Origin of the sequence: Sorangium sp. So ce176 (assembly GCF_051519835.1) — a bacterium.
Taxonomy (GTDB): Bacteria; Myxococcota_A; Polyangia; order Polyangiales; family Polyangiaceae; genus Sorangium; species Sorangium cellulosum_G.
Genome location: NZ_CP150371.1, coordinates 7,956,776 through 7,975,371 on the forward strand (window position 1 = coordinate 7,956,776; position 18,596 = coordinate 7,975,371).

The following is an 18,596-nucleotide window of genomic DNA, read 5'->3' on the forward strand; positions in this document are numbered from 1 at the left end:
GATCGACCTCGCGGATGAGGCTCGATGCATACGCTTCTGAAGGTGTTCGCCGACAGGCCCCGGCGCGCTGCGCTCACGGCGCTGCCGCTCGTCGGCTGTCTCACGCTCGCGGGCGCCGCCGAGGCGCAGCAGCCGCAGCCGCCCTTCGGACCGCAGCCGCCCTTCGCACCGCAGCCTCCTCCCGGCCAGCCTGGCCCGTTCGGGCCGCAGCCGGGCTCGCCGGGCGACGCTCCCCAGTTCGGGCCGCAGCCGGGCTTCCCGGGCGGCCCTCCGCCCCCGCAGTTCGGGCCGCAGCAGCCGGGCTTCCCGGGCGGCGCTCCGCCTCCGCAGTTCGGGCCGCAGCCGGGCTTCCCGGGCGGCCCTCCGCCTCCGCAGTTCGGGCCGGCGCCGTCGCAAGGTCAGCCGCCGCCGGACGCGAGCTTCACGTTCGGCGCGGAGGCGTCCGCCGGCGCCCAGGGCGCTCGCGCCAGCGCGACGGCGCCCTCCTCCACGGCGTGGGACGAGCAGGAGCGCGCGCTGTCGCTCACGGCGCAGCCGAACCTCTGGGGCTCGACCGGCCTCCTCAGGACGTCGTATGCGGGCTCCGGTGCGCCGGGCACCTTCCGGGTGTCGTTCCTGCTCGACTGGTTCTCGACGAGCGGCTTCCTCTGCGATCCGACGGAGTCGACGCCCGCGGGCCAGCCGATCACGTGCGGCCCCGACGCGCTGGAGGACTCGGCGAGCCACGTCGGGGCGCTCTTCGCGCTGAACGCGACCCCTCTGCCCTTCCTCGAGGGCTACGCGGCGATCCGGACGTTCGCGAACGCGAACGATCAGGGTCGTCCGCGGCTGCTGCAGGTGCTCGGCGACACGACGTTCGGCGTGAAGGCGTTCACGCCGACGAAGATCGGCAAGCCGCTCTCCTTCGGCGGCGAGGCGCAGCTCCTCCTGCTCAACGGGACGGGCGACGTCGGCCTGGCCGGCGGCGGGACGAGCGCTGTCTTCCGCGGGCTCGCGACGCTCGATCTCCGCAAGCCCGAGGGCAAGGGGTTCCCGCTGCGGGTCAACCTGAACCTCGGCTACAAGCTCGACAACTCCGGCGTGCTCGTCGAGGAGGTCGAGGCGCAGCGGGCCCTGGCGTTCACGGACGGCCGCGATCGGCAGCCGATCTCGCGCATCGAGCGGTTCGGGCTCGGCATCAACCGGGTCGACTTCTTCCAGACCTACCTCGGCGTGGAGATGCCGCTGCCGAAGGTGCAGCCGTACCTCGAGTACACCCTCGATATCCCGGTGAACCGGCAGGGCTACGAGTGCCACACGAGCCGCGTGTCGCGCGGCGACGTCTGCCTCGGGCTCGACGACTTCGCGTCGCCCGATCCGCAGAGCCAGGGCGGGCCGGGCTACGCGGCGGCGCCGTCGCGGCTGTCGCTCGGCGTGCGCGTGACGCCGTTCGAGAAGGCGTTCCGCGGGCTGTCCGGGCACGCGGCGTTCGATCTCGGGCTGTCGGCGACCTCCGTGTTCATCGAGGAGGTCGCGCCGCAGGCGCCGTGGACGCTCTACCTCGGGATCGGCTACGCGTACGACACGAAGCAGAAGGAGCCGCCGGCCTCCGCGCCGCAGATCGTCCGCGAGCCGCCGCAGCTCGTGCCTGCGCCGCAGACCTTCGTGCGCGGGCTCGTGCACGAGCAGAACCGGCCCGACGCGGCGGTGGTGGACGCGATCGTCGCGGTCGAGGGCGTCCCGCAGCCGCCGTACGCGACAGGGCCTGACGGCCGCTTCCTCACGCGGCACCTCGAGCCGGGGACGTACACGTTCAGCGTGCGGGCGAACGGCTACAAGCCGGGCACGTGCCAGGCGACGATCCTCGCGGGCGGGGCAGCGCCTGGGCAGCCTGGGGCGTACGGCCCGCAGCCCGGGCAGCCCGACGCCTTCGGCGCGCAGCCGGCGCCCTTCGGCGCGCAGCCCGGTCAGTTCGGTCCGCAGCCCGGGCAGCCCGGTGCCTTCGGTCCGCAGCCCGGACAGCCGGGCGCCTTCGGTCCGCAACAGCCCGGTGCCTTCGGTCCGCAGCCCGGACAGCCGGGCGCCTTCGGTCCGCAACAGCCCGGCGGCTTCGGTCCGCAGCCCGGTCAGTTCGGTCCCCAGCCCGGCGGCTTCGGTCCGCAGCCGGGGCAGCCGGGTCAGTTCGGACCGCAGCCAGGGCTGCCCGGCATGGCGCCGAGCCCGGCGCAGCCGCAGGGGACCACGTTCGTGGACGTCGACTGCTCGCTCGAGGCGCTTCCCAAGACCGGCAACGTCGTCGGGACGGTGAAGGACGCCGAGAGCGGGGACGCGGTCGCCGGCGCGACGATCCGGCTCGTCGACGCGGCGGGGCGCGAGCAGACCGCGACGACCGACGCGAGCGGCGCCTTCCGCTTCCCCGATCTTCCGGCCGGCGCGGTGACGCTCAAGGTCGAGGCGCAGGGCTACATGAACCACGTCAACCAGGCCGACGTCCGGACCAGCGAGGACACGCGCGCGCAGCTCACGGTGAACAAGCGGCCGAAGGTCTCGCTCGTGAAGGTGCAGGGCAACGAGATCAAGATCTCGAGGCAGATCCACTTCGAGACCGACTCGGCGAAGATCCTGGGCGACTCGAACGCGCTGATGGAGGAGATCGCGGACGTGCTCCAGCGGAATCCGAACATCCGCAAGGTCGAGATCCAGGGGCACACGGACAACACCGGCGGGCGAGAGCACAACCAGACCCTCAGCGAGTCCCGCGCGAACTCCGTGCGAGCCTGGCTGATCAGGGCCGGCGTGGACGGCTCGCGGCTGGCCGCGAAGGGCTACGGGCAGGACCGTCCGGTCGCGCCGAACGTCACGCCCGCGAACAAGGCCAAGAACCGGCGCGTGCAGTTCATCATCCTCGAGAAGTGAGCCACGTCCGCCCGTCGGGCGGGCGGCCCTGCCGCGCCCCAGCGTCGCTTGTCGGCGCCGGGGCGCTGCGATAGGGGCATGCGCATGATCAAGCAGGTCGTCGTGGGCGCGCTCGCCGCGGTGATGGGCTGCGCGGCGCCGACGCCGGCGCCGGACGCCCGGCCCGCCGAGAGCGCTCAGCTCCCCTCGGCCGGCACCTCGCCGAAGGCGGCAGCTGCAACAGCGACGTCAGGCGCGGGCGCGGCCGGGGCGGCGTCGGCGCCACCTCCGCAGGACGCGGCGACGCCGGAGCCGCTCGGCGACGGAGGCGCTCGCACGGGCGCCGAGACGGCCGCGGCCGACGGGGCTCTCCAGCCGGGATCGGCGCCTCCGCCCGACGCCGGCGACGCGGCGTTCTCTGCGACGAACAAGATATTGCCGCCGCTCGAGGGCCAGGAGCTCACCGCGCGGGCCAGCGCGCTGTTCGACGCCATCGTGAAGAACGAGCCGGCGCTGGCCGATCCGTTCTGGTTCCCGAAGGAGCCGTTCATCCCGCTCAAGGACGTGAAGGACCCCGGCAAGTACTGGGACAACCTCCACGCCGCCTACCTCAACGACGTGAAGGCGATGCACCGGAAGCGCAAGAGCTGGGAGGGCGCGCGGTTCGTCGGCTTCGAGGTCGGCTCCAGGCCGAAGTGGGTGCCGCCGGGAGCCGAGGTCAACAAGATCGGCTATTACCGCTCCCTGCACGGCAAGCTGAAGTACGAGATCGACGGAAGGCCGGCGAGCATCGACGTCCACACGATCATCTCCTGGCAGGGTCGCTGGTACGTCACGCACCTCGGCGACTTCAAGAAGCGCTAGGCGACGCGCGCCGGGGCGAGGCGCCTCGCGTACACCAAAGGATCCCAGGGAACGCGATGGAACAGGCGCAACGCGTCGCGGGCGGGCTGAGAGCGCGGTACGACGCCGTCCGGGCGTTCACGGAGTCGCTCTGCGCGCCGCTCTGCCCCGAGGACCACGTCGTCCAGTCGATGCCGGACGCGAGCCCGGTGAAGTGGCACCTCGCGCACACGACCTGGTTCTTCGAGACGTTCGTGCTCGGGGAGCGCGCCGGGTACACGCCGTTCCACCCGCAGTTCGGGTACCTCTTCAACTCGTACTACGTGAGCGTGGGGGAGCGGCACAGCCGGCCGCAGCGAGGGGTCCTGTCGCGGCCGACCGTGGAGGAGACCTACAGTTACCGGCGCCATGTCGACGAGCGCATGCGGGCGCTGCTCGACGAGCTCGCCGCGGGCCGACACGTCGCCGACCTCGCGTTCACGATCGAGGTGGGGCTGCACCACGAGCAGCAGCACCAGGAGCTGATCCTGACCGACCTGAAGCACGCGATGGCGCAGAACCCGCTGCGCCCTGCGATCTTCGGCGGCGCGCAGCCGGGCCGGGGCGGCGGCGCGGCCGGGGAGCTCCGCTACCTCGATCACGCCGAGGGCGTGCGCTGGATCGGCCATGGCGGGGGCGCGTTCGCGTTCGACAACGAGGCGCCGCGCCACCGCGTGTTCGTTGGCGCGTTCGCGCTCGCCGAGCGGCCGGTGACGTGCGGCGAGTACCTCGCGTTCATGCGGGACGGCGGCTACGCGCGGCCGGGGCTCTGGCTGTCGAGCGGCTGGGACGCGGTCGTGGCGAACCGGTGGGAGGCGCCGCTCTACTGGGAGCGCCGCGACGGCGGGTTCGAGCTGTTCACGCTCCACGGGCTCCGTGAGGTCGACGTCGACGAGCCCGTCTGCCACGTGAGCTACTACGAGGCCGACGCCTACGCCCGGTGGGCAGGCGCGCGGCTCCCGACCGAGGCCGAGTGGGAGACCGCGGCGCAGGGCGCGCTCGCCGGCGCGGAGGAGAGCGGCGGCGACGCCGCGCCGGGCGAGGCGGCGCTCGAGGGGAACTTCGCCGAGCGCCGGCGCTATCACCCCGAGCCCGCGGTCGCTCCATCGCGGCCGGGAGCCCCGCGGCAGATGCTCGGCGACGTGTGGGAATGGACGTCGAGCGCGTACGCGCCGTACCCCGGGTTTCGCCCGTGGTCGGGGGCGCTCGGCGAGTACAACGGCAAGTTCATGAGCAACCAGCTCGTGCTCCGCGGCGGGTCCTGCGCGACCCCTGCGAGCCACATCCGCGCGACGTACCGGAACTTCTTCCCGCCGGACGCGCGCTGGCAGATGAGCGGCATCCGGCTGGCCCGCGACGTCTGACGCGGTCGCGCCCCCTTCTCCTGGACGCTGCGCCGGCGCGCCGCCATGGTCCTGGCGTGGCGCCGCTCGTCTCCGTCTTGCTCCCGTACCGGCAGGCAGAGGCGACGATCGAGGAGGCGCTGGAGAGCGTGCTCGCCGAGCGCGACGTCGACCTCGAGGTCATCGCCGTGGACGACGGCTCGACCGACGCCGGCCCGTCCACTGTCGCGCGCGTCGCGCAGCGCGACCGCCGGGTCGTCCCCGTCGCGACGGGCGGCGTGGGGATCGCGCGGGCGCTCTCGCGCGCGACGGAGGCAGCGCGCGGCGAGCTCCTCGCGCGCATGGACGGCGACGACATCTCGGTCGGCGGTCGGCTCGCGCGGCAGGTCGAGGCGCTCCGGAGCGATCCGCGGCTCGGCGTCGTGGGCGCCCGCGTCGAGGCGTTCGCGGCCGGCCCGGTCGGCGAGGGCATGCTGCGCTACGTGGACTGGCTGAACTCGATCATCACGCCCGAGGATCACGCGCGGGAGATGTTCGTGGAGTCCCCGCTGTGCCACCCGTCGGTGATGCTGCGGCGAAGCGCGCTGGAGCAGGTCGGCGGGTTCCAGGAGGCCCCGTGGGCCGAGGACTACGATCTGTGGCTGCGCCTCGACGCCGCGGGCGTGCGGATGGCGAAGCTCCCGGAGCTCGGCCTGCGCTGGCGGCATCGCGAGGGCCGCGCCACGTTCGCGGATCCGCGGTACGCCATCGAGCGCTTCCTCGAGGCCAAGGCGCACTACCTCGCGAGGAAGCTGGGCACGGCGCGCCCCGTGGCTGTGTGGGGCGCGGGCAAGACCGGCCGGAAGCTGGCGAGGGCGCTCGCCCGGAACGGCGCTCCGCCGGAGCGGTTCGTGGACATCGATCCGCGCAAGATCGGCCGGACGGCGCAGGGCGCGCCGATCGTCGACCCGTCGCGGCTGGAGCGAGGCGCGCAGACGATCGTTGTCGCCGTCGGGGCGCGGGGGGCACGCGCGCTCATCCGCGCTCACCTCGGGGCGCGCGGCTTCGTCGAGGGCTCCGACTATGTGTGCGCCTCCTGAGCGCGCGCGCCGAGCGACGCTTTGCAAGCGCCCGCGCTGATGGGAGGATTCGCTCCACAGCGATGCGCGTCCCGTTGCTCACGAGCAAGCTCGACTTCCCTCCGCCCGAGCGCGCGACCCCGGAGGGGATCGTGGCCGTGGGCGGCGAGGCCTCGCCGGAGCGGCTCCTGGCCGGCTACCGCCGGGGCATCTTCCCGTGGCCCCACGAGGGGCTGCCGCTGCTCTGGTTCTCTCCGGACCCGCGCTTCGTGCTGCCGCCGCGCGAGGCGCACATCCCGCACTCGCTGCGCAAGCGGGTGCGGCGGGGCGGGATCGAGGTGCGGGCCGACACGGCGTTCGCGGACGTCATGCGGGCCTGCAGCGAGACGCCGCGGCCGGGGCAGAGCGGCACGTGGATCACCGAGGAGCTCATCGCCGGGTACACAGCGCTGCACGCCGCCGGGATCGCGCACAGCATCGAGAGCTGGTCCGACGGCGAGCTCGTGGGCGGCCTCTACGGCGTGTCGCTGGGCCGGATGTTCTTCGGCGAGTCCATGTTCGCGCGCGCGCCCGACGCCTCGAAGGTCGCGTTCGCGACGCTGCTCGGGCACCTCGTCGCCTGGGATTTCGCGCTGGTGGACTGCCAGGTGTACACGGACCACCTCGAGCGCTTCGGCGCCGTGGAGTGGCCGCGGCGCGAGTTCCTCCGCGCCCTGAGGACGGCGCTCGACGCCCCGACGAAGATGGGTCCGTGGCGCTTCGAGCTCGAGCCCGCGCAGGCGATCGACCAGCTCATCCCCCGGTGATCGCCTCCGGACGCGGCGCGCCCGGGCCGTCCCCGGCGCTCGGGGTTAGGCGCTAGGAGCGCTCGCCGCCCGAGTCGTCCTTGATCTCCCGCAGCAGCTCCTCGATCCGCCGCTGGGCGTCGGGGCCCTCGTCGTAGAAGAAGCGCAGCGTCGGCACGACGCGCAGCCCCATCGTGCGGGCGACGTCCCTGCGCAGCCGGCCCGACGCCGCGTCGAGCCCCTTGAGCAGCGCGCGGCGCGACGCCTCGTCCTCCGCCCCGAACTCGTGGCGCACGTGGACCTTGGCGCTCTGCAGATCGTCCGTGATGTCCACGCGCGACACGAGCACGCCGGCGAGCCTCGGGTCGCGCAGCTCCCGCAGCAGATTGGACAGATCCTCGCGGAGCCGTTCGGCCACCCGCGTCGCCCGCTTCACCGTGCCGCTCATTCGTCGTCCTCTGCGTCCTCGAACATGCCCGAGGGCGCTCCCAGATCCTCATGGCCGCGATCGAGCGCCTGCTCGATGCCGCCCTGCACACCCATCCCACCCTCGCCGAACGGCACGATCTCGGTCGCCCGATCGGTGAGGACGGCGTGGGGCAGCGACCCGGCCATCGCGGCCACATCCGCGAGGACCCTGTCGCACATCGCCGCCGAGTTCGAGACGACCGCGACGCCGAGCGTCGCCCGCCGCGGGTCGTCGAGCACGCCGACCTCGGCGATCGACACGCGCATGCGGCTCTGCGCCCGCTCCTTCAAAGAGCGCACCACGCTGCGCTTGTCCTTGAGGGAGCGGGCCCCGACGATATCGAGGCGGAGACGGAGGACGCCGACGAACATCTAGGAAACTCAGAGCTTCGTCTTGACCTCTTCGATCTCGAAGCTCTCGATGATGTCGCGCTCCTTGATGTCCGAGTAGCCATCGAGCGAGATACCGCACTCGAAGCCCTCGACCACCTCTTTTGCGTCGTCCTTGAAGCGGCGCAGCCCCGAGAGGCGCCCCGTCCAGACCACGACGTTTTCCCGGATGAGGCGCGCCTCGGCGGTGCGCTTGACCGAGCCGCTGATGACCATGGAGCCGGCGACGATGCCCGCCTTCGTGATCTTGAAGACCTGGCGGACCTCGGCGCGGCCGAGGACCTTCTCCACCTTCGTCGCGGGGAGGAGCCCCTCCATCGCGCTTCGGATGTCGTCGACGGCGTTATAGATGATGTTGTAGAGCCGGATCTCGACGCCCTCGTTCTCGGCCAGCGCGCCCGCCTTGCCGGCCGACCGGACGTTGAAGCCGACGATGATCGCCTTCGACGCGACCGCCAGGTTGACGTCGCCCTCGGTGATGCCGCCGACGGCGCCGTTCACGATGGTGACCTTCACCCGCTCGGTCGAGAGCTTCGCCAGCGCGTGGGTGATCGCCTCGACCGAGCCCTGCACGTCGCCCTTGATGATCAGCTTGAGCTCGAGCTGATCGGCCTCCTGCAGGTTCTTCGTGATCGACTCGAGCGAGACGCGCGAGTCCTGCGGGATCAGCGTCTTCGACGCCTTCTTGCGGCGGGTCTCGGCGATCTCCTCCGCGGTCTTCCCGTCCTTCACGGCGTGGACGGGATCGCCCGCGCTCGGCACCTCGTTGAGGCCGAGGACCTCGACGGGCGTCGCGGGGCCGGCCTCGGCGACGGAGCGCCCGAGCTCGTCGGTCATCGCCCGGACCTTGCCCCACGCGGCGCCGGCCAGGAGGATGTCGCCCGTGCGGAGCGTGCCGTCCTGGATCATGACGCGCGCGACCGGGCCGCGGCCGCGATCGAGCAGGGCCTCGATGACGGTGCCGCTGGCGCGCTTCTTCGGGTTGGCGCGCAGGTCCTGGACCTCGGCGAGGAGCAGGACCGACTCGAGGAGCTGGTCGATGCCCGTCCCCTGCTTCGCCGAGACGCTGCAGAACATCGTCTCGCCGCCCCACTCCTCGGGCTGGAGCCCGAGCGAGGCGAGGTCGCGTTTAATCTTGTCCTCGTCGGCGCCGGGCTTGTCGATCTTGTTCACCGCGACGATGATCGGCACCTTCGCCGCCTGGGCGTGCGAGATCGCCTCCTTGGTCTGAGGCATCACGCCGTCGTCGGCCGCGACCACCAGGATCACGATGTCCGTGAGCGAGGCGCCGCGGGCGCGCATCGCCGTGAACGCCTCGTGGCCCGGCGTGTCGAGGAAGGCGATCGTCCCGCGGGGCGTCTCGACGCGGTAAGCGCCGATGTGCTGCGTGATCCCGCCCGCCTCGCCCTCGGCGACGGCCGCCTTCCTGATCCGGTCGAGCAGCGACGTCTTGCCGTGGTCGACGTGGCCCATGACGGTGACGATGGGCGGACGGATCTCGACGTCCTCGTCGATGTCGACCCCGGCCTGCATGGCCGCTGTCAGCGTGTCCTGCTCGCTGACGGCCACGTCCTCGACGCTCCAGCCGAACTCGCTCGCGAGGATCTTCGCTGTGTCGGCGTCGAGCGTGCTGTTGATGTTCACGCCCGTCATGCCCATCGACAGGAGCCGCATGAGCACGTCGGTCGCCTTCAGGCTCATCTTCGCGGCGAGCTGCTGGAGGGTGACCTGCTCCTCGATCTTGATGACCTTCTTGTGCGAGGCCATCTCCTGCGTGGAGACCTGGACCGGCTTGCGCGGGAGACCGCCGCCTCCCGGACGCCGACCGAAGGTCCCCGGGCGCGTGTTCCGGCCGCCGGGCATGGACCGGCCGCCGGGCCCGAAGCTGGGACCGCCGGGGCGCGCCTGCTGGGCGTTGGCGCGCGGATCGTAGGTCGTGCGCCGCGCCGGCGGCGGGCCGGGGCGGGGGGCGGGCATGGTGACGCCGGGACGACCCTGCCACACCTCGATGCCGGTCTTCGGCGGCGAGGACGGGCGGCGCGGCGCCTGAGCGGACGCGCCGGCCGCCGTGTCCTCCGGCTTGGCCGCGGGCGCCGCCCCGGGCGGCGACGTCGGACGGGGCGGCGGACGGGACGCGCTCATCGATCCGGGCGCTCCCGGCCGCTGCGACGCGGCGGACGCCGGCCGAGACGACGCCTGCGCCGGGGCAGGCGCGGAGGACTGCCGGCTCGGCGCGGACGCGGCAGGCGCGGACGTCGCACGAGCAGGCGCCGCGGGTGCGGCCGCTTGCGCGGGGGCGGGCGCTGCCTGCGCCGGAGCGGGCGCTGCTGCCTGCGCCGCGGTGGGCGCGGGCGCCGCGGGCGCTGTAGCCTGCGCCGGAGCGGGCGCCGCAGCCTGCGCCGCGGTGGGCTCGGGCGCGGCGGGCGCTGGCGCCGCAGCGGTCTCGGGCGGCGGCGCCGCGGCGGCGGCTGCCGGCTTCGGCTCCGGCGAGGTCGCCTTCACCTCGACGGACGCAGGCGCCGCGGCGGGTGTGGGCGCCGCCGGAGCAGCGGGCACGGCGGACGGCGCAGGCGGCGCCGGCTCGGCGGGCCCTGCCGGCGTGGCCGCGACGGGCGGCGCGTCGGAGACAGCCGCGACGGGGGCGGGCGCTGCGGGAGCGGGCGCGCTGGGGGCGGGGACCGGCGCGGGCTCGCGCGGGCTCGCTGCGACCACCGGCTCGGGAGCGGGCGCCGGGGGCGCTGCAGCGGGAGCGGTGGGCGGCGGCGGAGCGGGGCGACGGACCTGCGCTTCTTCCTGAGCGGCGCGCTCGGGCGGAGAAATGGGAGCCGGCGCAGCCGCGGGCCGAGAAGGCGCCGGCTCGGGAGCCGCGCGCACGGGCACCTCGGCCGGCTCGGGCTCAGCCCCGGGCCGCGCGCGGCGCTTGACGACCGTCGGGCGGATCCGCTCCTCCACCACCTCAGGCGACTTCTGCCGCTCGAGGTGCCGCTTGACCCGCTCGACGACGTCGGATTCGACGGCGCTCATGTGATTGCGCACGTCGCCTATACCCATGGATTGGAAGAGCGCGACCAGCGTCTTCTGGTCCATGTTCAGCTGCTTGGCGACCTCGTAGACCCGGACTTTGCTCATGCACCTCGCTCCACGTTAACCAATCCGCCTCACCCATCCGCGCGGGGGATAATTTGCGGCCACTCTGTCCACCGTCGAGGCGCGTCCGGCGGAACCGGACACACCCCCCCTGCCCCCGACCGCGCCGCCTTCCCCGGTCCCCGGCGCAGTTGCAAGAAGCCGACCGACCCCACTATCTGGCGTCGGCGGCTCCTCGCCGCTAGCAGGCCGCGCGCCCTGCTCCGACCGCGTGGACGCATGCCGCGCCGGCCGACCCCGTCGACCGGCTCGGCCGCGCCCACCCGCTGCTTCGTCTTCGCCCCGCTCGATCCGGGCGCAAGTATCCACCACGTGAACTGCTGTCGCGACGGCGGCGGCGATCGACGCCGACGAGAGGGCCATCACGGCCACGCCGAGCTCGCGCGCGCCGCCAGCGAGGGCGCCGAGCGCCTGCTTGCTGCCCCACGCGACGGCGCGCCCCTCGGCGATCGCCCGCCGGACCTCCGGCAGATCTGCGTCCCCCGCCGCGTCGCACGCGACCAGCACGAGCGCGGCCTCGCCCCGCTCGCACGACGCCACGACAGCATCCGCCCCGATCGCCGCGCTCTGCGAGCGCACCGCGGAACGGAGGAGCCCCTGGATGCGGCGCTCCGTCGCCTCGCGGATCGCCCGCGCCAGCGAGACGGTCGTGAGCGGCTCCGCGCCCGGCGCGACCTGAGCGCCGGCGCCCTCCACGTCCCGGCCTGCGCTCCCCACGATCGCGTGGACACGCCCCTTGGCGGCGCGCGCCAGGCCCCGGGCCACCGCCCCCGCCAGGCAGTCCTTCCGCGGGTGGACGTGCGCGCCGCGCCCGAAGCCTCCGTCGCCCGGATCGACAGCGATCACGCCGCCGGGGCCGAGGATGAGCCGGACGAGCGGACGGGCGCCGCGGGCGTCATCGACGCCGACGCGCTCCCCGCAGCCGACGCACGTGCGCACGCGCCCCTTCTCGGGGGCCTCGCGCTCACCTGCGCCGATCTGTCTGCTCACCGCGGATTCCATCCTCGATCCTCTCGACCCCCAGCCTACGCGTGCCTCGCCTCCGCGGCGCGACGAACATCCGCCCGCGCCGCATCGAGCACCTTCTGCTCGCTTTCAACGAAATCCCGCGCGCCCTGCTTGATCGCGCGCGCCTTCTTGATGCCGAGCCCCGTCCGGATCGCCAGCCGATCCTCGTCCTCCCGCAGCACGTCCTCCACGCTGCGGTACCCGGCCTCCTCCAGCAGAACCACCGTCCGGTCGCCCACGCCGCGGATGAACATCAGCCGCTCGCGATCGGTGAGCGGCTCGGTGCGCGAGCTCGCGGAGCGGATGCGCTCCTGCCGGAGCCGCTCCATCGTCGTGTCCGCCTGCGCCTTGATCCGCTCGGCGGCCTCGGCGCCGCCGAGGCCCGGGATGGCGGCGAGCTCCTCGACGGACGCCTCGCTCACCTCTTCCAGCGCGCGGAAGCCGAGCCGGTACATGGACTTCGCGATCTGCTCCGTCACGACGTCCATCTGCTGGAGGGCGGAGATCGCCTCCTCCTCCATCTGCTTGAACTTCGTCTCGCTGATGATGTCGAGCTTCCAGTTCGTGAGCTGCGCGGCGAGCCGCACGTTCTGGCCCTTGCGCCCGATCGCGAGCGACAGCTTCTCGTCGGGGACCACGAGCTCCATGCGCCCGTCCGCCTCGTCGACGATCACCTTGTGCACCTCGGCCGGCTGGATCGCGGCGATGACGTAGCGCGCCGGATCGCGGTCGAACGGCACGATGTCGATCTTCTCGCCGCGGAGCTCCTGGACCACCGCCTGCACGCGCGAGCCCTTCATGCCGACGCACGCGCCCACCGGGTCGACGTCCGCGTCGCGGCTCGTCACGGCGATCTTCGAGCGGGCGCCCGGCTCGCGGGCGACCGACACGATCCGCACGATGCCCTCGTAGATCTCGGGGACCTCGGCCTCGAAGAGCTTCTCGACGAGGCGCGGGTCGGAGCGGGAGAGGATGACCTGCGGGCCGCGCGCCTCGCGATCGATGTCCTTCACGTACGCGACGATGCGGTCCCCGGGCCGGTACGTCTCGCGCGGCGTCTGCTCGCGGAACGTGAGCACGCCCTCGGTGCGGCCGATGTCGACGATGATGTTGTTGCCCTTCTCGAACCGGCGCACGATGCCGCGGATGAGCTCGCCCTTGCGATCCTTGTACTCGTTGAAGATGAGATCGCGCTCGGCGTCGCGCACGCGCTGGAGCAAGACCTGCTTCGCCGTCTGCGCGGCGATGCGCCCGAAGGTCGTGCGGCCGTGCTTGAGCTTCAGGATGTCGCCGTACTCCTTGTCCTGATCGCGCGCCTTCTCCGCGTCCTCGGGGCGCCAGAAGACCTGGAAGCCGAGCTCCTCGCCCAGGGTCGCGTCCAGCTTGAGCTTGTCCACGTCAGTGATGGAGATCTCGCGCTCCGGCTCCGTCACGGCCTCGACCACCGTCATGTACTGGAAGAGGTCGATCTGCCCGGTGTCCTCGTTGAAGCGCGCCTCGAGCTCGCGGGTGGGGCCGAAGACGCTCTGCGCGGCCTTCAAGATCGCGGCCTCGATCGTCTCGACGAGGATCTTCTTGTCGATCCCCTTCTCCTTCGCGACCTGATCGAGGATGCTGCCGAGGCTCGTCTCCGAGGTCGGCATCGCTGCCATCGTTGCCATGACGTCCCTGTCTCCTGATCTTTCTTCTCTCTACTTGCGCTTCTCGGAGCCGCGCTCGCTCCGCTGCGAAGCCGGCCGCGGAGCCGACCCCTTGGCGGCGTCCTTGCCCTGCCGCTGCCCCTTCTTGGGCTTAGGCTGCGACGCGAGCTCGAAGACGAGGCGCGCCTCCACGACATCCGAAAACGGGACCTCGATCCGCTTGCCGTCGACCAGGACCGCGACCCGCCCCTCCGAGGACTCCAGGAGCTCGCCCCGGAGCAGCCGCTGGCCGTCCGGCGCGGGGCGCGACAGCTTCACCTTCGCCGTCCGACCGCGGAAGCGGGCGAACTCGGCCTCCGTGCGCAGCCGCCGATCGAGGCCTGGAGAGCTGACCTCGAGGTTGTAATGATTGGGTATGAGATCCTCGACGTCGAGGACCGATGAGACGTCGCGCGACACGTCCACGCAGTCCTCCAGGGTGACGCCGCCGCCCGCATCCGCCGACCCCTCGCGCTCGATCGTGAGCCGTAGCGTCCAGCCCGCCCGCTCGGTGGTCCACTCGAGATCGACGAGCGTGACCCCGTGCGAGGCGAGCACCGGCGCGATCGCGTCGCGGACGCGACCAAGATCGAACACGGCTCTGGTCGTAGGCTCCATCGGTTCCGGCATGTGAGAGACGTCAGCCCTGGGGATCCGGGACTTTTCAGCGCCATGGGCCCCGGGCGACGGTGCCCGGCGCCCCTGCGCCAAAAAAAAAGAGCCGATTCCCGAACTGGGAATCCGGCTCAGCGGATCCGCCTAGTTGTCGGCCGACAAGCTAGTCGAATGCGGGCCTTCATGCAAGGGGGGATACGGGCAAACCGCCCCTGCGCGGCCGGGGATCTCCCGGCCGGCTCGTCCGTACGTGCCCCCACGCCGCGCCGCGCCGGAGGGCGACGGCGCGGCGCTTCACGGCGGCTACGCCAGGGTCACCCGGTCACGTGTCACGCGAGGTTGGGCAGCGCGACGATATCCACATGCAGGACCTCCTCGAACGCCGCGATCTCCTTCAGGCAGGCTTCGCTCGGCCGGCCGGAGACCCGCATCTTCGTGCAGGTGGCAGTGGCCCCCTCGAAGACGGTGTTTGATATCTCCTCGATGTTGATCCCGTGCCGCTTCATGACGCTGAGCGTGTTCGCGAGGACACCGACCTTGTCCAGCATCCGGACGACGACCGCGTAGCGGGCGGGCGAGGTCGCGCAGATGTTGACCACGTTGGGGAGCTCCTCCTCCGTCATGAAGGCGCGGATGATCCGGGCCGTCTCCAGGGCGACGGCGCGCTGCGCCTGCTCCGTCTGCGCGCCGATGTGCGGCGTCCCGTAGACGAGCCCTCGGGCGAGGAGGTGCGACTCGAACGGCGCCGAGGGCCTGTCGGGCTCGCTGGCGAAGACGTCGAGGCCGACCCGCAGCCCCTTGCGCGGGATGAGCTCCTCGAGCGCCGCGTAGTCCAGCACCTCGGGGCGCGCGGCGTTGACGACGATGGCGCCGTCGGGGAGCGCCTCGAGGACGCTCCGGCTCACGATGCCGCGCGTCTGCGGGGTCGCCGTGAGGTGAATGGCGAAGATGTCCGAGCGGGCGGCCAGATCCTCCAGCGTCCGGGCGTAGCTGACGTCCAGCTTGGCGGCGCGACCAGGCGTCAGGGAGCGCGACCAGGCGTGCGGCTCGAGGCCGAACGCGCGGGCGCGCAGCAGCACCTCGCGGCCGATCGCGCCGAGCCCCGCGATCCCGATGCGCCGGCCGAACAGGCCTCGGGCCACCGAGTACTTCGCCTTTTCCCAGCGGCCGGCCCGGAGCTCGGATGTCGCGTCGACCAGGCGGCGGTCGAGCGCGAGGATGAACCCCATCGTCAGCTCAGCGACCGCTGTCGCGTTCTTGCCGGGACAGTTCGCCACGTACACGCCGCGCGCGCTCGCGGCCGCGACGTCGATCGTGCCCACGCCGACCCCGGCCCTCACGATCAGGTTGAGCTGCCGTCCCGCCTCGATCGCCTTCGCCGTGACCTCCGTCGAACGAACGACGAGGATGCCGATTCCGTCCAGGGCTGCCGGAAGCGTGTCCTTGGTCAGCTCCGGCCGGGACTCGATCTGGATCCCGAGTACCTTGAGCTCTTCCAGAGCCGAGAGATCCATTTTATCGGCGACTAGCAGGCGCATGCGGACGGGAACGGTAACAGAAAAGCTCACGCTGACGATGGGCGTTCTGCTCCTCTCCTGCGCCAGCGATCATCAGGTTTCTCCCTGGGGCGCCGCGCGCAGGCCGCCCCTCGGCGCGTACGTCGCGCCCCCGGACCTCGATGCGCATCTGCGCGCCATCGACGTGGAGGCCGACGAGCTCGGGCTCGAGCTGGAGGTCGAGCTCCGCGGCGCGCTCCCGCGCGGCGGCGGCGAGGTGGTGCTGCGCGGCTATGCCAGCACCGACGCGCTCGGGCGCCGCACATCGGCCGTGCGCGTGGCGACGCCGCGGGGCGTGGTCATGGCGGCCGGGCCCCTCGACAGCGGGCGCGTGGACCGGAGCCAGGCGACCCGGCTCGTTCCTTCGCTCCTGCCAGGCGCGGCGCCGGACGCCGCGGAGCCGCTCGGGATGTTCCGCTCCGGGAGCGATCTCAACCGCGACGGCGCTCCGGACGTCGTGCTCAGCAACGAGGCAGGCGAGCTGGAAATCTGGGCCGTGCAGCCGCTCGGCGCCGCGCGGTACGCCGTCGAGCTCGCGACGCCGCCGCGGTTTGCACTGGATGTTGATCGGGACGGAACGTTGGAGCTCGCCGGACGCGTGCCGGTGAAGGAAGGGGATCCCATCGCGCCGGATCTCCTCGACGTCGCGGGCTTCGAGGGCGGCCGCTACACGCACAGGGGCGACGCAGCGCGCGCGTTCCACGAGGCGCGCGCGAGGGCGGACGACAACGGTCCGGGGGGCAAGCGGCAGGAGCCGCCGAAGGACGATGCGGCGCGCCTGCGGCGCGCGCTCGAGCAGGCCTGGCACGCGGCGCTCGCGGGGAGGCCGGAGAAGGAGACGCTCGCGGCGCTCGATCGGGAGCCGGTGCCGCCCGGCCTGCAGCCTGCATTCGCGGCGCACCGCGCCCGGGTGGCGCGCGTGGCCGCGACCGACGCTTCGGGCAGGGAGGGACCGCGCGGCGCGGGCGACGCGCCTACTCGTCCGCAGGGAGCATCGGAAACGCCTGACCGAAGGTGACGACGATGTCGCCCGGGAGGGCGTCGGGCTCCTTGTAGCCGCGCGTGAGCGGGAAGCCCCAGTCGGCGCGCATGACAACGCGGTTGAGCTGCGGGAAGAGGGCCCGTACCCCGAAGCCGGCCGACTGCTTGAGGCGCAGGTCGCCGTAGCCGTGGAAGGCGTCGCCGGCGTCGAAGAAGGCGGCGCCGGCGATCTGGCACGACCAGATCTCGAGCGGACGCGTCCGGAACTCCAGGTTCGCGGAGAGCACGTCCTCGCCGATGAACGCCGCCGACGGATAGCCGCGCAGGCGCGTGTCGCCGCCGAGCAGCAGCCGCCGGTTGAGGTAGTTCCGGTAACGGTCGAACAGCCGCACGTCGAACACGAGCCGCCCGACGCCGAAGCTCGGCGTGTGCACGCGCGCGCGCGCCTCGATCGATGCGTCGAAGATCTGCGATCGATCGAGCTCGGTGACCGTCTCGATCACCGCGCGCGCGAGGCCGTCGCCGAGCGCGACCGTGTACGCCGCCGCGGCGGAGACGCCGAGGAAGCTCCGGGTCGAGTTGAGCGCTGTCGTGACCGGGTAGATCGCGATCGAGAGCTCGTGGCCGAGCCGGTAGTCCTCCTGCAGCGCGAGCGTGTTGAAGTCGAGCACGCGGGAGAAGCGGGTCGAGTACGTGGAGTACTTGAGCACCGGCGCGACGCGGGTGTCGCTCACGGGCATCTCCTGCTCCTCGAACTCGGCGACCGCCGACGGGGCGAAGCCCGCGCGCTCGTCCACGCGGTAGACCTTGCGGCTCGCCTCGATGCCCACCGAGAGGTCGTGCTTCACGCCCGACGACCTCCCCGCGCCGCGGCCGCCGAAGCTGCGCGTGACCGTGTAGCCGCCGACCAGGAGGTCGCTCCGGTAGCGGTAAGGGATGCGGTCGTCCCCGGGCGTCACCGCGGCGTCGAAGGTGGCGAGCCGCGTGCCGATGAAGCGGCGGGTCACCTCGTCGCGCCAGGTGACCTCGGCCTCCCAGGCCCACTCCGCCTCCGTCGCGTAGAGCGGCTGCCCGTACACGAACGTCCCGCTGGAGCCCTCGAGCGCGCCGGTCTCGCGATCGACGATCGCGTTCAGCTCGGTCCGCAGCCGCACGCGGCTGCCCCCGACCCGCGGCATCGCGTAGGCGACGCCGAGCGAGAGCGCGCCCGGATCGAGCGCGAGCTGCGCCGCGATGGTGTGGTGGACGCCGAACAGGTTCGTCTCGGCGGGCTGCAGGAACAGGTACTCGAGCTCCCCGCCGGCGAAGCGGTAGTTCGAGTTGAGGCGCAGGCTCCAGACGTCCTTGGTGGCGACGGCGACCCGCACCCGGTCCGGCGCGCTGCCGCGCACGGCGAAGACGAGGACGAGCGAGAGCTGGCTCAGGCCGCGCAGGATGCGCGCCGACTCGTCGGCGAGCGCCTGCTCGTAGGGGCGCCCGACAGAGAGCAGCACCTCGCGCCGGATGACGTACGGCCTCGAGAGGACGTGGAACCAGTTCAGGAAGCCGGGCGCCGGATCGCGGTCCTCGATCACCTCGAACGGGACCACGTCGATCGCCTCGACGATCTTGCCCTCGGGGGCAGGATCGAGGGGCGCGCCGACGCGCGCGAGGGCGCGCTCGATCGTGGCGCTCTCGTAGCTCGAGTAGCCCGCGTGCTCAGCGGGCGCGGCCGGCGCGCGCTGCTGGGCGTGCGCCGCGGCCGCGAGGAGCGCTCCGGAGAGCGAGAGCGCGCAGCGCACCAGCACGATCGATGCGCGACGCAAGGCCC

Annotated in this window: 14 protein-coding genes; 6 read left to right on the top strand and 8 right to left on the bottom strand. The window is 72.7% G+C overall.

The genetic code is table 11. From position 1 onward, the window contains the following. The first annotated feature begins 24 nt into the window (after positions 1–24). From WMF42_RS29875 to aat, 5 genes are all read left to right on the top strand, one after another. Positions 25–2,895, top strand: a complete 2,871-nt coding sequence (locus tag WMF42_RS29875) for a carboxypeptidase regulatory-like domain-containing protein (RefSeq protein ID WP_437686248.1) — start codon at positions 25–27, stop codon at positions 2,893–2,895. 84 nt (positions 2,896–2,979) lie between these two features. Continuing rightward, on the top strand, positions 2,980–3,738 hold the full coding sequence (locus WMF42_RS29880; protein ID WP_061608730.1) for a hypothetical protein: 759 nt from the start codon (positions 2,980–2,982) through the stop codon (positions 3,736–3,738). 56 nt (positions 3,739–3,794) lie between these two features. Continuing rightward, on the top strand, positions 3,795–5,120 hold the full coding sequence (egtB, locus tag WMF42_RS29885; RefSeq protein ID WP_437686249.1) for an ergothioneine biosynthesis protein EgtB: 1,326 nt from the start codon (positions 3,795–3,797) through the stop codon (positions 5,118–5,120). A 56-nt stretch (positions 5,121–5,176) separates the two neighbouring features. Further along, positions 5,177–6,178, top strand: a complete 1,002-nt coding sequence (locus tag WMF42_RS29890; RefSeq protein ID WP_061608724.1) for a glycosyltransferase — start codon at positions 5,177–5,179, stop codon at positions 6,176–6,178. A 62-nt stretch (positions 6,179–6,240) separates the two neighbouring features. Continuing rightward, positions 6,241–6,963 (top strand): leucyl/phenylalanyl-tRNA--protein transferase, encoded by a 723-nt coding sequence (aat, locus tag WMF42_RS29895; protein ID WP_437686250.1) that lies wholly within the window; start codon positions 6,241–6,243, stop codon positions 6,961–6,963. 52 nt (positions 6,964–7,015) lie between these two features. On the opposite strand, the gene rbfA is transcribed toward aat, so the two are convergent. The 7 genes from rbfA to WMF42_RS29930 all read right to left on the bottom strand — a co-directional run bounded on the left by rbfA (position 7,016) and on the right by WMF42_RS29930 (position 15,763). Continuing rightward, a complete protein-coding gene (gene rbfA / locus WMF42_RS29900) occupies positions 7,016–7,390 on the bottom strand; it encodes a 30S ribosome-binding factor RbfA (RefSeq protein WP_061608726.1) in 375 nt (124 codons plus the stop codon). After that, the gene (locus WMF42_RS29905) at positions 7,387–7,782 is read right to left on the bottom strand and encodes a DUF503 domain-containing protein (RefSeq protein WP_061608727.1); all 396 of its coding nucleotides are present in this window, start codon (positions 7,780–7,782) and stop codon (positions 7,387–7,389) included. Before WMF42_RS29905 ends, rbfA begins: the two co-directional genes overlap by 4 nt. A gap of 9 nt (positions 7,783–7,791) precedes the next feature. Beyond that, positions 7,792–10,929: a translation initiation factor IF-2 gene (gene infB, locus WMF42_RS29910; protein WP_437686251.1), complete on the bottom strand. Its 3,138-nt coding sequence runs from the start codon at positions 10,927–10,929 to the stop codon at positions 7,792–7,794. Between the two features lie 15 nt (positions 10,930–10,944). Beyond that, a complete protein-coding gene (locus tag WMF42_RS29915; RefSeq protein WP_437686252.1) occupies positions 10,945–11,949 on the bottom strand; it encodes a DUF448 domain-containing protein in 1,005 nt (334 codons plus the stop codon). Between the two features lie 23 nt (positions 11,950–11,972). Next, on the bottom strand, positions 11,973–13,616 hold the full coding sequence (nusA, locus tag WMF42_RS29920; protein WP_061611001.1) for a transcription termination factor NusA: 1,644 nt from the start codon (positions 13,614–13,616) through the stop codon (positions 11,973–11,975). Between the two features lie 30 nt (positions 13,617–13,646). Beyond that, positions 13,647–14,231 (bottom strand): ribosome maturation factor RimP, encoded by a 585-nt coding sequence (gene rimP / locus WMF42_RS29925; RefSeq protein ID WP_437686253.1) that lies wholly within the window; start codon positions 14,229–14,231, stop codon positions 13,647–13,649. Between the two features lie 347 nt (positions 14,232–14,578). After that, a complete protein-coding gene (locus WMF42_RS29930; RefSeq protein ID WP_233562165.1) occupies positions 14,579–15,763 on the bottom strand; it encodes a phosphoglycerate dehydrogenase in 1,185 nt (394 codons plus the stop codon). A 22-nt stretch (positions 15,764–15,785) separates the two neighbouring features. Here WMF42_RS29930 and WMF42_RS29935 point away from each other — a divergent pair, with 22 nt between their 5' ends. After that, positions 15,786–16,823, top strand: coding sequence for an FG-GAP repeat domain-containing protein (locus WMF42_RS29935; protein WP_437686254.1), 1,038 nt, complete (start codon positions 15,786–15,788; stop codon positions 16,821–16,823). On the opposite strand, the gene WMF42_RS29940 is transcribed toward WMF42_RS29935, so the two are convergent. Next, positions 16,780–18,591, bottom strand: coding sequence for a hypothetical protein (locus tag WMF42_RS29940; protein WP_437686255.1), 1,812 nt, complete (start codon positions 18,589–18,591; stop codon positions 16,780–16,782). The two genes, WMF42_RS29935 and WMF42_RS29940, sit on opposite strands and share 44 nt — an antisense overlap. Positions 18,592–18,596: the final 5 nt, after the last annotated feature.